Raw genomic sequence first — 12,799 nt, 5'->3', positions numbered from 1 at the left:
GCGAGGATCAATGAACGCGCAAAGCCGGTTTGAGCAGTACATCGAGCATCTGGCTGGAGGCCTGGGTCATGCGGACCGGCACGCGGGCCTGAAGGCCTATTGCACCGGCCTGATGCTGCCATTGACGCGCAAGAGCGTCGAACCGATGGCCGCCAGTGTTGACCCGCTTCACGCCAGCGCGCGGCATCAGGCCTTGCACCACTTCGTTGCGAAGGCCGACTGGTCGGACGATGAACTGCTGCGTCGGGTCTGTCAGTGGGTCGTGCCGCGAATGGACTTTTCCGCCGGCGGCTTTTGGATAGTGGACGACACGGGCTTCCCGAAGAAGGGCCGTCATTCGGTAGGCGTGGCGCGCCAGTACTGCGGCGTGCTCGGGAAACAGGATAATTGCCAGATCGCGGTGAGTGTCTCCCTGGCCTGCGAGCAGGCCAGCATTCCGGTGGCGTGGCAACTCTATGTGCCGCAAGAGTGGGCAGAGGATGACGCGCGGCGCGCGAGAGCCGGCATTCCTGCGCATATCGGGTTTGAGACCAAGGCGCAGATTGCACTGCGGCAGATCGAGACCTTACTGGCTGCCGGGGCACCGCGGCACTGCGTGCTCGCGGATGCAGGTTACGGCATCGATAACGCGTTCCGGCAACGTCTGGACGATCTGGGCCTGGCTTACGTGGTCGGTATCACGTCGTCGCTGGTGGTCTGGCCACCGGGCGTCGAACCATTGCCGCCGAAACCATATGGCGGCATGGGGCGCCCGCCTGTGGTGCCCCGCCGTACGCCCTCCCGGCAACCGGTGAACGTGAAAAAACTGGCCCATTCACTGCCTGCTACTGCCTTCACGACGCTCAGTCGGCGCGAGGGTTCGAACGAAACACTCAGCGGGCGTTTCGCAGCGGTTCGTGTGCGCCACGCGGGTGGCAATACCGGCAAGGCGCGGTTACGCCCCGAGCAGTGGCTGCTCATCGAGTGGCCCGCTGACGACGCAGACCCGCTGAAATACTACCTCTCCAATCTGCCGGCCGACACCGGCCTGGCGCAACTCGTGGCGTCCGCACATATGCGCTGGCGCATTGAACGGGACTACCAGGATCTGAAGCAGGAACTGGGGCTGGGGCACTACGAAGGTCGAGGGTGGCGCGGATTTCATCACCATGCAGCCCTGGCCATTGCGGCCTACGGGTTTCTGCTCGCTGAACGTCTCGCTACCGGCACTCCGGTCAGCGCCAAAAAAAACTTCGCAGCACGCCAGACACCTGCTGTTCCCGAAGATTACATTGCGAGGGGAAGTTCGCCGCGCGCAACGCCACACGGCTGATTCGCTCGCTACCATTCGCTATCAACTCACCGTGCGGCTTGTCGCCAGTCTCGACGTATGCCCATGCTGCCGAAGTCCGGTGAGACGCGGTGACTTTATGACACAGTAAGACTTCTATGGGGCATGGGAAGTCAAGCCCTTTAGCGATTTGCTTTCCTCAAGTCAGCGGCCTCCATTTGAGGTGGTGTGATATCTATTTCTGTTTGGAATCCTTTGTGACTGTTCAGCAGGAAGTTAGAGGCCGGAGTGTCTGATATCCGGGCGGTCTGCCCGGTGTAACTTCTATCCGTGCCGGCACCAGGCCGGTCACCACATACCGCATGCGCAGAGCGCTGGGACCACTCCGTTACCGAGGCACCCCATCTAAAACTACGGTTACCCGCCGGGCAACCCTCTTACTGTCCGGGTGCGCAAACCTGCCTGACCTGCGTTGAATGAGGGTCGCTGCTCAGGTTACAGCTCCGCCGCTGTCACCGGTTTGAGCTTTGCCCCTGCCGGAAATTCGCCATGTTCGAGATAGCGCCATATTGCGATTGCAAGACGGCGCGCAAGCGCGACAATGCCGATGCGTCGCGAACGCTTGCCCGCAGCGCCGAAGCGCTGGTTGAACCATTTGCTCAGCTCGCTGGCCGGCTGGAAGCGCAGCCAGCTCCATGCAAGCTCCACCATCAGCCATCGCACCCGCTTGTTGCCCGCCTTGCTGATGCCCTGTTCGACTTCACTGGTGCCGCTTGCATATGGCGTTGGCGCCAGGCCCAGACAGCCGGCGAGCTCGCGGCGATTACCAAACCGCCGCCATCCGAACAGTTCCTTCACGAGTGTCCATGCACTGCCGGTGCCAATGCCCGCCAGCCGTGCCAGCCCGGCAATGGCCGGTTGCTCGCCGTTGCGCACCTGATGAGCCTGCATTGTCTCAAGCGTCCTGATCTGCCGGGCGACAAGAGCGAGCCGCTCGAGCTCACGGTCAATCTCGGCACGCAGGTCCGGCAGGAGCTGCGCAGCGTGTTCCGCCCACCAGCGTCCCCAGGTGCGCCCACCGATGTGTTCAGTGCGCAGGTTGTGCAGCACCAGCAGCGAGCGGACACGGTTGCTGTGCGCCGTGCGCTCCTGCCGAAGGCGGCCGAGTTCCCGATGCACACGCCGTTGATCTTCCTGCTCAGGGCTCGGGATACGTGCGATCGCCCATAGCCGCCGCTCGCCTGCGTGGTAGCGCATCAGCATCGAGAGCAGTCGGTCGGCGTCGAGCCGGTCGGTCTTCGCGCGGCGTGCCCGCCGGCTTACCTCGATGCTGGCAGGGTCCACTACCAGGTTGGAGATCCGCTGCGCGCTCGCCCAGCGGTGCAGCCAGAAACCATCACGTCCGGCTTCGTAGCAGCTGCGAACCGGAGCGTCGTCGGGCAGGCGGCAACGCACCTTCGCTCTCGCAATCGCCTTCAGGACTGCCGCGGTATCGCCGGCAGCCACCGTACACCGGCTCGGCGAGCGAATGCCATCGCCAAGACAAAGCTTCCAGCTCCTGTCGCCCAACTCGAAAGCGACATACAACGAGCCGACCACCTTTACATCCTGCCCACTACGGGTCATGCCGGGCGTGTCCATTTGCGTGCTCCCATGAAGAAAACGGTTTGCATATTCCGTTTTACTCCTCAGGCTTCGCTTCTACTGCCCTCATAGTATCTAGAAGGCATTGACTAGCGGACGAGCCTGCTCCTGCCTGACACCTCTTCGTTCGTCCGGTGGCCTGCCACGAATCGCGGCCTCAATTGCGTACAGTTCGCCGATCCGGTGCAACGCTTCAGTGTTGACCTCGTTTCTGCGCGCGACGAACAGATCGTGGAATCTGCGGCGCGCGTGTGCCATACATGCCGCCTCACGCACGTCACCATCCTCGTAGATCGCGTTGTACCCCGCGAACGCATCGGACTGCAACGTTCCCCTGAAGTCCTTCAGATGGGCCTGTGGATAGCCGCGCGATTTCCTCGCGTTCAGAAAGAGACAGGTAACTCTCGGAGCATGGTGCTAGTTCGATGGGCGGCACTCCGCCCGCTTCACGGAACCATCTCGGCCCCAAAGGCTGTGACACGCCACAAGTCAGCGGGGCAGCCTCGGTCTTCATCCCTCGCGATACAGCTCCAGAACGCCCCCGCTTTGTCTCTAGCCGGTTAACTCCTGGGCCTGCCAGGCGATCGCATCATTGGTCTTCGCGTTTCTTCCGATCCCCACCCCCGTGGGCGTCCCATTTGACACCTACAGTAGGAGATGTTGCAACGACCGGTTGAATCCGCCACTCACGAGCAGGCCCTGCGGCGCATCTTCTGGTTTCTCGAAGGCTCGTACAGCGTCCGTCGCCTACGCAGCAAACTCATCATCGCCCATGGTCCGCGTCTGAAATGTAGATTGCGGACGCGATCGTCGCTCTTAGGAGCCGACGAAGCTAGGTGTGCTCTTTTTAGCGCTTACGGTGTTTCGGCGATACGAGTCGCAACCGGTAGACCGGATGATAGAACTGATCAATCCGGTGTTACGCGGGTGGGTGAAATTACTTCGCCGTTGGACATTCCAGCGAGTGCTTCAGCTTCATCAAGGACCGGGTAGAAAAGAAGATCAGGCGCCACATGGGGCACTCCCGGAATCGACGTGCTTCGGCTGGAGGCGGTGGAGTACCTGCGAGAGCCAGCGGGTGCGATTCCCGTGGGCTACTCACCTAGGCGGTTCATATCAAACTTTTGCCGTGCGAGGACGAGGCCACTGAGTAGTTGCAATCTCGCGGGCACAAAGAGCTAAAGTCGAATCTGGTGTACGGGGGGAGTTGAGGCGGGAAGTTGAAGGCGGTGGAGGTTTCAGCTGAGAATCTGATTGTCGAAGTCGGAAACCAGCAAACAAACAAACCATCCACCATGAGCAAGGATACGGAAAAAGCAGTCGTCGGTCTATCGGGAGTCGGGCTTGGTCTGGACGAATTGGTTCGTCACGGGGCGCGGCAAGTGATTCAACAAGCGATCGAAGCGGAGCTGGCAGAGCTGATGGAGCGGTTCGCGAACGTCAAGACCTTGCACGGGCAACGCGCCGTGGTGCGCAACGGTTACTTGCCAGAGCGCGAGGTATTGACGGCCGCCGGGCCGATTGCGGTGAAGGTGCCGAAGGTGCGCGATCGATCGGGATCGGGCGTGAAGTTCAATTCGGCGATCGTGCCGCCGTACGTGAGGAAGTCGCCTCGCGTGAGCGCAGCGCTGCCCTGGTTGTATCTGAAGGGTATTTCGACGGGCGATATGGGCGAAGCGTTGAGCGTGCTGCTGGGCGATGATGCCAAGGGCTTGTCGGCCAACGTGGTGAGCCGGCTGAAGGCGCAATGGGCCGACGAGCATGTGGCCTGGAGCCGTCGTGACATGTCCGGGTCGCACTACGTCTATTGGTGGGTCGACGGCATTCACACGGGGCTGCGCAGTGAGAACTCCGATGGACAATGCTTGCTGGTCATCATCGGCGTGAAACCGGACGGGAGCAAAGAGCGTGTGGCGATCGGCGATGGTTATCGCGAGACGAAAGCGTCGTGGCTGGAACTGCTGCTCGACCTGAAAAAGCGCGGTCTGAAGGCGGGCCCACGGCTGGCGGTCGGCGACGGCGCAATGGGCTTCTGGGCGGCGCTGGAAGAGGTGTTTCCGACCACGCGTGGCCAGCGCTGCTGGTTTCATAAAATGGGAAACGTCATGAACGCACTGCCCAAGTCGCAACAGGCACGCGCGAAGGCCGACATGCAATCGATCTGGATGGCGGCGACCCGCGCCGACGCGCACGCCGCGTTCGATCGTTTCGTGTCGATCTATGCGGCCAGATATCCGAAGGCGACCGAGACGTTGAAGAAGGACCGGGAGGCCTTGCTCGCGTTTTACGAATTCCCTGCCGAGCACTGGCAGCATCTGCGCACGACCAACGCAATTGAATCGACGTTCGCGACGGTGCGCCACCGTACGACGCGCACGCGTAACTGCGTATCGCGACCAACCTTCCTCGGACTGGCGTTCAAGCTGATCGAGGAAGCCGAGAAAACCTGGCGCCGTGTCAACGGCCCGGAAAAGATCAAGCTGTTGCTCGAGGGCGTTGCCTTCAAGGACGGCGAACCGGTGCAAGACGATCGGCCGGTTCAGCAGAAATTCGCCGCTTGAAATCGTCCGCCGTCAAATTGCTCATACACCACTCTTGACCTTAGCTCGGGCACAAAGGAACGACTCAGGTATCACCAGCGAACAAAAAGCACTGTGTACGAAGTGTTTGGCAACCCACATCCACTGTCGACCATGTCGGCTTCGATACATGCCAATGTTGTCCACGACTGTCTACCGTGAGCTTCAGGTCGTGACCGATAGCTGGTTTCCTCCTCGGATGCTTTGCAATCAAAGCTGGTACGGATCTTGAAATGAGCGATGGAAAGTCTCGACAAACGTTTTTCAAGTGAAACACTGATTCGCCATTTGTGGCTGACACGAAATCGGGACATGCAAGGAGCTTCGTCATGCAAGCAGGAGCAAGAATGCGCGAGGCGATCGCACACCGCGGTGAGTTCCTTCAGGGCATTTTTGAGGACGAGCGAGGTCAGTTGCACTGCGGATCCGCTTCCTTGGAGCCACCGTAAGGCGAATTTTTGGTGGATCGCGAGGTTGCAGTGAGCGCCCTTCTGGAACGTTGCGAAAAGCAAAGCGGCCGCAGCACTCACGTTCCAGAGATTCCCGCGCAGACGCCTCGGTAGGATCTAGCAATTACGGTCAGCGTCTCGCTCACACGTGGTACGGCGTTATCTATCGCGGATGTTTTGACCACTATTTTTGTTCTTGAATGCTGGGGCGTCCGACAAATCGTGTCATAGAGATCGCGGGGAATGCTAGGTCTGCACATAATTCCAAGTCCGCTCTCACGACAGGCGTTGCTCTTCGTGCAATAGGACCTAATCGCAACATGGCCCTTCAGAAAATCACTTCGATCGATTGACATCGGTCAACGCTCAAGGAAGCTGTCGACACTTTAAACTCAGACCGGTTGAATATGCAACGTAGAGATCAAAACGTTTCTGACTCCAAGCACTCCCGCTTCAACCACGCATCGCTTCCGATCTCAACTTGTTGAGCCGCGCTGCTACCGCAATCGATCGTGTCAATGAAAAGGATCCCGTCAAAGCTTCATCTAAACGGCGCCGAAGCAATTTGGATCGCCCAAGGCACAGGTGGCCCGCAGTGGGCCAGTTGTCGACCCAATATCGGATCCATCCATCAACCACGCTTAGCAAAGCGTCCAGGAGGAATGAATGTCTAGTCGAACCCTAATGCGAAATCTGGAGGATTTTGAGAATCCTCGAATCGTTGAACTGAGCGCCGATTTGTACGGCGCGAGCTTCTTCCTTATGAAGCTGCTCCCAGCGCGGTTCATGCTGGAAAGAGCCGTAGAACAGGGACAGTTAAAGCCAGGATTCACGATCTGTGAGTCATCGTCTGGTACTTTCGGCCTTGCCTTAGCGATGCTAGCTGTACAATACGGATACAAATTCACACTTGTAAGCGATTGGGCAATCGACCGACATCTTCACAGACGACTTGCGGAACTCGGTACACATGTAGAAATTGTCCAAACGCCGGCACCCAGCGGCGGACTTCAACAGGCGAGGTTAAATCGGCTGGCCGAATATCTTCGGGAAATACCCGATAGTTTTTGGCCCTCACAGTATTCCAACCCCGACAATCAGCTTGCCTATGGAAAGTTTGCTGAACTACTAATCAAAAAGATCGGGAAAGTCGATTGCCTGGTTGGCCCCGTCGGGTCGGGGGGATCAATGTGCGGTACAACCAAGTTTCTTCGTCCCCTCTTTCCGGAATTACGCGCGATTGGCGTTGACACCCCAAATTCTGTACTGTTCGGCCAACCCGGTGGAAAGCCGATCGAGCTCCGTGGCCTAGGAGGTGCAATCGTTCCATCGAATCTCGATCACACACAGTTCGATGAAGTTCATTGGCTGACCGCTGCGGAAGCGTTTCATGGCGCCAACCTATTGCATAAAGAGCATGGGCTATTTATGGGGCCGACCAGCGGCGCTGCCTATAGAGTAGCCGACTGGTGGTCACGCAAGAATCCGGGCAAAAAAGTCGTCGCGATCTTTCCAGATGAGGGGCACCGTTATGTAGAAACGGTCTATAACAAAGATTGGCTCTCAACCGCACCTGGCGGGGCTGCAGCGATGCGTCCGGAACCAGTAGTCGTCGAAGCGCCCACGGAGGAGTTGAAGGGCTGGTCCACCTATGCTTGGCATAGGCGGACGCGAGATCAAGTCCTATCTAGTCTCGTCGATAAAGCTTCAAATCGCGTGATCAGCCCGCCCGCTCGGTTGACGACACCGCTCTCCTTCGAATGCGATTCTGAACCGCAACACAATACCACTATGTCAACTAATGAACCGTGTCGGGTGACACTGACGGCTTTGTCTCATTTTGATGACGCGAGCCTTGCTCATCTGGAACTGGCGCCCGAACAAGCGCAGTTTGTTGAGCCGTTACACACGGTATTCTTGGGCCTTCAAAGCAGTGACAATTCGGAACTGAAGCACCCTTTCGGAATTGTCGTCCAAGATGAAATTGTCGGCTTTTTTGTGCTCCGCGAAAAATCTGCGTTGCCAGAATGGGCACCGCCAGATGTTATCACCTTGCACAGCTTTCGTATCGGTCGTTCATATCAAGGCAACGGATACGGAAAAGCGGCAACCGAGTTGATCTCCAAATGGGTGGCGTCCAACCGACCATACATTAGTCGCGTGATGCTTGCGGTCAATAGAAAAAATCTTATAGCCAGGCATATCTATGTAAGCTGCGGCTTCCGAGAAACTGGCGCAACTTACTGCGGCCCCGCCGGTCCTCAAGATATCCTCCAATATAAATTAGACACTATGAGGGCAGTAGAAGCGAAGCCTGTCGAGTAACACGGAACGTGCAAACCGTTTTCTTCGTGAGAGCACTCAAATGGACACGCCCGGCATGACCCGTAGTGGACAGGATGCAAAGGTGGTCGGCTCGTTGTATGTCGCCTTCGAGCTGGGCGACGGGAGCTAGAAGCTTTGTCTTGGCGATGGCGTTCGCTCGCCGAGCCGGTGTGCGGTGGCTGCCAGCGATACCGCGGCAGTCCTGAAGGCGATTGCGAGAGCGAAGGTGCGCTGCGAGCTGCCCGACGACACTCCGGTTCGCAACTGCTACGATGCAGGAGGCGATGGTTTCTGGCTGCATCGCTGCGTGAGCGCACAGCGGATCTCCAACCTGATAGTGGACCCTGCCATCATCCCGAGCAGCCGGCGGGCATGCCGCGCGTAGACTGTTACCTTTCGGCGCATTGGCGCCGGGCATTGTCGCCGTAATGGCGCCATTACGTCGAAACGTAACAAGCGTGACGCGGTGCTGATTGTGGACGAGACCGGCTTCGTCAAGAAGGGACAGCCCTCGGCCGGTGTTCAACGCCAGTACAGTGGCACGGCAGGCCGTATGGAGAACAGCCAGATCGGCGTGTTCCTCTGTTCCTCTGTTGTGCCGGTAAGCGTTGGCGCACCGATAGTCGCGAGCAACGCGCTGGCCGTGGGCCGACGCCGCGCAACTGCATCGGCCTCTTGCTGCGCACATCCTCGCGCGCAATCTCGGCGATCGCACGGTCGTATTCGAGCAGGCGATCCTCGATATGGCCGGCATGCTCAAGCAGATCACTGATGCTGCGCTTCGCCCAGCCTGGCAATGTATCCAGATGTTCGGTATGTACCTGCGCAGCTTCTCGGGCTCTGTGGCAGCACTACACCGAATTCCGAGAGCAGGCCTCGCAACCGGTTGTAGGTCGCTGTCCTCTCTTCGACGAATCCTTGTCGGGTCCGATGCAGGCAAAGCGTTGCCTGTTGATGTTCCTTGAGTACGGCTACACGGCTGATTTTACGATCAGCGTCGTGCGGGTTCCGTAGCCCCGTCCTACATAGGATCTTTCATTTTCTAGCCAGCTTTCACGGTAACGAGATGGGTTTAAGCCAGTTAAGCAGCGCCTGCATCCACACGCCCAGCGGCGAGCCCACGGCGTTCACGCGTTGCCCGCTTTTTGGCTCGTTGCACGACTACTTCCGTGGGTCGTCGCGGATCAACTCGCACCACTGCGTGAGCCTCCCGATCGCTGGTCAAGACGTTGCTGCGGCGGTTCTTACGAAAGGCGAGTGAGGCTGCGAATTAGAGCGGTCGCAATAGATGCATTCAGGCCCGACAAGATAAATAGAGTGCACTTGCAATAATTATGACCGATCCGAGCACTGCCTGTAGCGAAATGCTTTCTCCCCAAATAAGATAGTCAAAAATGATTGACCACACGACCCCGAAGTAGCTAAACGGGGCGAGAAAGGACGTAGTAGTGCTTGCCACGGCAATGGTAAGCATAAGTTGTCCTACACCGGCAGTCACGCCCAATAGCACCATGTACCCTAAATCCGTTAAGCCCGGCGTTGTCCAAGCGAAAGAAAGAGAAATGCCGCTAACAATGGTCGCAATGATCGTAAAGTATAGAACAATTTCAGTCGGCTCATCGCTCAGGGAAAGTTTCTTGATTTGGATAACTGAACCAGCGTTAAACATAGCACTCAGCAGAATTAGGAATATCGCTAGCATCGGCGCGTCGCTTCTTGTAGGCGAGAATGAGACCATAGTCACGCCGATAAATCCAGATATCGTCGCTATCCCTGTGGTTAAACGGAAGCGTTCGCCCAAGAACACAATGGCGAAGAGACCAATGAAGATTACGTCTGTGTACTTGAGCGTCACAGCAGTTGACAAAGGCAGATATGGCAAGCCGGCAAAGAATGAACCAACTGCGCCAAGCACCGTGACGGCTCTTAGACAATGCCTGATGAAACGGCGAGCCGTCAGTTCCTTCCATTGACCACTGTGAAGCCTCAATAGGAAGGCAGCCGGGATCAATCCAAACAGCATCCTGAAGAACGTTACTTCGTTTACCGGGTATCTTCCCGATATGAGCCTCGCAATTAGATGGGCCACGGCAAAGAGAAAGGTCGCGCAGGACATGAACGCAATCCCGCGCAACTTCTGCCTAGTCAGCGCATGAGAAGACCGGTTTTTAGTCGTCAACATCTCGTCAGACCCATTGGTAGCTCTTCGATGACATGCGAATTGCATGAACTTTCCATGATTCACCGCACATCGGACCGTGACACAGCGAGGACCTTTGGGTGCGGCAAGACGGTCAGCGGGATCCCGTAGGAAACGTATCTCGGCCGCGAGACGGTTAGAGCAGTTGTTCGCCCTGACCTAGACGGCCTACAACCCCACTCGTGTACGTACGCTCGCCAAGAAAGCGTCATAGAGGGCCGAATCGACAAAAAGGCGGTTTCATAAAGACTGCTCCGCAATGAGAGAACACCCCAAGGTCGACGAATGCTTCGTGAATGTGAGCACAAAGTTCGAATCGAATGCGAAGACGCATGGAAATGATGCAACCAAGCACGCGTACGCTCGAGGATCCAACGGTACGTGCCGAGACAGGTCCCGTTTTCGGCGCGACCTCGTGTGATCGCTGGTTCGATGCCTCGCTCGCGCAGTCGCTTTCGGTGTGCATCGGAATCGTAGCCGCGATCGGCATAGACGGCGCGCGGCTCTTGTTGCGGACGCCGCGTACACACCCCGAATCGGCCGAATGGCGTCGATCAGCGGCAACAGTTGTGTGCATCGTGACTATTTGTGTCGGTGAGGATAGCTGCGATTGCGATACTGTTGGCATCGATGGTGATGTGGTGCTTCAAACGTGGTAGCGCGCGATCGGCCGGGTCCGGTTCGATTTTTTCGCCGCCCCAACTGCACGAATCAATGACGAGTCGACAACCGCGCGGGAAAAATCGATTCGTCTGCGTGCAGCTGAGCAAGCAGTCGTTCATGTAGCTGCAACGAGACGCCGACCGCTTGCCAGTCCCGTAGGCGGCCTCAACATGTCACACACCTGTGCCGCATCCCATCTCTGTGGGGACGTCGCGCCATCGCAGGCCGATCTTGCAAAAGGATAATGCCAGTCAACGCAGCGTGATCTGGTATCGGATCGCGGCCCGCATTCTTCGAGTATCGAAGCTTCGGATCCTCAATAGTTGTTCGATCAGTTTCCACAATTCGCCATCAATGGTCGGGATTCCCCTCTCCTTCGCCTCATAAATCAAGTCGCGCAAGGTGAGCCGGAAGCCTCATTCGTTATAAAGAAGGTCTGCATAACCCGTTTCTTTCCGCCGTTCTTTTGCTAATGGCACGGAAGCGGCATTGATTGAGAACTTGCTGGCACGGTGACACACCGTGTTCGATCACACCTCGCCCTTCCGATGCGCTGGACGTCAGCGTCCATGGCATTCACATCTTTTATATAGCCTTCCGTACCATCCACGAGTTACCCAGCGCAAAATTCAATACCCTGATAGGCAGCATCGGCATACATATCTGCTTCTCCACCGTGCAGCAGTGCTTCGGTCGCGTTGATGTCGTGGACGTTGGCCGTCGCGCCGATGACGGTGCGAACTAGGTGCGACTCTACGTCCACGGCGATATGCACCTTCATCCGGAAGTACCAGTTGCCGCATTTTTTGCGTCGACCGAATTTCCGGGCCTCGTGTACTGGAGCCGTCTTTCGTTGAACTGGACGCTGAAACGAGTGTGGCGTCGATTGCGGACCCGGTTCTGAGCAACAAACCTTTCTCGCTCAAAATTTCGTTGATCAATGCGAGCATCTGCTCCGCCAGGCCATAAGCTTCTAGCAGACGGTGAAACCGCAAGATCGTACTTTCGTTCGGCAAACGTGTCGTCCCACGATCCAGTCCAGCGATGTCGCGATACAGCGGCACGTCGCATAGTGGCTCTTCCATCGCCGGGTCAGACAACCCGAACCACTGCTGCGTGAAATGGATCTGCAGCAGCATGGTCCCAGCTAAGAACGGAGGCCGTCCCGTTCTGCCTTTCGGATAGTGCGGCTCGATCAGCGCGATCAGCTTTAGCCGGGGCGCCACGCGTCGCATCTCGTCGAGAAATTCACGCTTCCAACCAAGACCCAGTTGCGTCATTGCGGCACCTCGCTCTGTCATTGTTCCCAGGATAGTCCACGCGCCCATCAAATCTAGCACTTTGCAGACCTTCCTTAACATCTTCTTGGGGCCCCTTAGAACCTTTCTTAAACTCAACTGCTCTCTCGTCCTCTGGAGCAACTGCGGCTTCCCAAGCGGCGGATTTGAACTGATCTCCGAAATAGATTTGTAGTCGTACTGCACGGCTGGGATGGCCAACGAGAGAACAAAAGTACCGAACAGGAGTCGCAACTAGCGGTGGCCAAACCGGAGCGCGACCTCCTCCGCGGCTCTTCGAGCATAAACGGCGCCGGAAGCAGCTTGATAAGAAAACTGGTGCATATCGGTCGTCGTTCAATTGAACATTCAGGCATTCTCGAAGCCGTGTT

The 12,799-nt window shown here is 57.4% G+C and carries 4 protein-coding genes and 6 pseudogenes; 4 read left to right on the top strand and 6 right to left on the bottom strand.

What is annotated here, in order from left to right:
- Window positions 1–10 precede the first annotated feature (10 nt).
- Window positions 11–1,405 (top strand): annotated as a pseudogene (locus B0G74_RS06145) (IS701 family transposase).
- A 360-nt stretch (window positions 1,406–1,765) separates the two neighbouring features.
- Here the strand turns inward: B0G74_RS06145 and B0G74_RS06140 are convergent.
- Together B0G74_RS06140 and B0G74_RS06135 are read right to left on the bottom strand one after the other, a co-directional pair.
- Window positions 1,766–2,911, bottom strand: a complete 1,146-nt coding sequence (locus tag B0G74_RS06140; RefSeq protein ID WP_132374014.1) for an IS110 family transposase — start codon at window positions 2,909–2,911, stop codon at window positions 1,766–1,768.
- Window positions 2,912–2,998: 87 nt separating this feature from the next.
- Window positions 2,999–3,277, bottom strand: a pseudogene (locus tag B0G74_RS06135) (transposase); the annotation flags it as partial.
- A gap of 932 nt (window positions 3,278–4,209) precedes the next feature.
- Between B0G74_RS06135 and B0G74_RS06125 the strand changes: the two are divergent.
- The 3 genes and pseudogenes from B0G74_RS06125 to B0G74_RS06115 all read left to right on the top strand — a co-directional run.
- Window positions 4,210–5,475: an IS256 family transposase gene (locus B0G74_RS06125; protein WP_132374010.1), complete on the top strand. Its 1,266-nt coding sequence runs from the start codon at window positions 4,210–4,212 to the stop codon at window positions 5,473–5,475.
- A 1,133-nt stretch (window positions 5,476–6,608) separates the two neighbouring features.
- Window positions 6,609–8,267, top strand: coding sequence for a pyridoxal-phosphate dependent enzyme (locus tag B0G74_RS06120; protein ID WP_132374013.1), 1,659 nt, complete (start codon window positions 6,609–6,611; stop codon window positions 8,265–8,267).
- A 460-nt stretch (window positions 8,268–8,727) separates the two neighbouring features.
- A pseudogene (locus B0G74_RS06115) lies at window positions 8,728–8,850 on the top strand (transposase); the annotation flags it as partial.
- 29 nt (window positions 8,851–8,879) lie between these two features.
- Here B0G74_RS06115 and B0G74_RS06110 read toward each other — a convergent pair.
- The 4 genes and pseudogenes from B0G74_RS06110 to B0G74_RS06095 form a co-directional block, all read right to left on the bottom strand.
- A pseudogene (locus B0G74_RS06110) lies at window positions 8,880–9,233 on the bottom strand (IS110 family transposase); the annotation flags it as partial.
- Window positions 9,234–9,561: 328 nt separating this feature from the next.
- The gene (locus tag B0G74_RS06105) at window positions 9,562–10,449 is read right to left on the bottom strand and encodes a DMT family transporter (RefSeq protein ID WP_132374012.1); all 888 of its coding nucleotides are present in this window, start codon (window positions 10,447–10,449) and stop codon (window positions 9,562–9,564) included.
- Window positions 10,450–10,675: 226 nt separating this feature from the next.
- Window positions 10,676–11,495 (bottom strand): annotated as a pseudogene (locus tag B0G74_RS06100) (IS5 family transposase).
- A 263-nt stretch (window positions 11,496–11,758) separates the two neighbouring features.
- Window positions 11,759–12,410 (bottom strand): annotated as a pseudogene (locus tag B0G74_RS06095) (IS5 family transposase); the annotation flags it as partial.
- Window positions 12,411–12,799: the final 389 nt, after the last annotated feature.

The organism is Paraburkholderia sp. BL9I2N2, from assembly GCF_004339745.1.
In the GTDB taxonomy this organism is placed as follows: domain Bacteria; phylum Pseudomonadota; class Gammaproteobacteria; order Burkholderiales; family Burkholderiaceae; genus Paraburkholderia.
Note: the sequence above shows the minus strand (reverse complement) of the source record. Positions and strands in the feature narration are given on the sequence as shown.

What these genes read in the sequence shown, in the direction of transcription:
- B0G74_RS06140 (WP_132374014.1), bottom strand. Translation starts at nt 2,911, where the DNA reads ATGGACACGCCCGGCATGACCCGTAGTGGGCAGGATGTAAAGGTGGTC.
- B0G74_RS06125 (WP_132374010.1), top strand. Translation starts at nt 4,210, where the DNA reads ATGAGCAAGGATACGGAAAAAGCAGTCGTCGGTCTATCGGGAGTCGGG.
- B0G74_RS06120 (WP_132374013.1), top strand. Translation starts at nt 6,609, where the DNA reads ATGTCTAGTCGAACCCTAATGCGAAATCTGGAGGATTTTGAGAATCCT.
- B0G74_RS06105 (WP_132374012.1), bottom strand. Translation starts at nt 10,449, where the DNA reads ATGTTGACGACTAAAAACCGGTCTTCTCATGCGCTGACTAGGCAGAAG.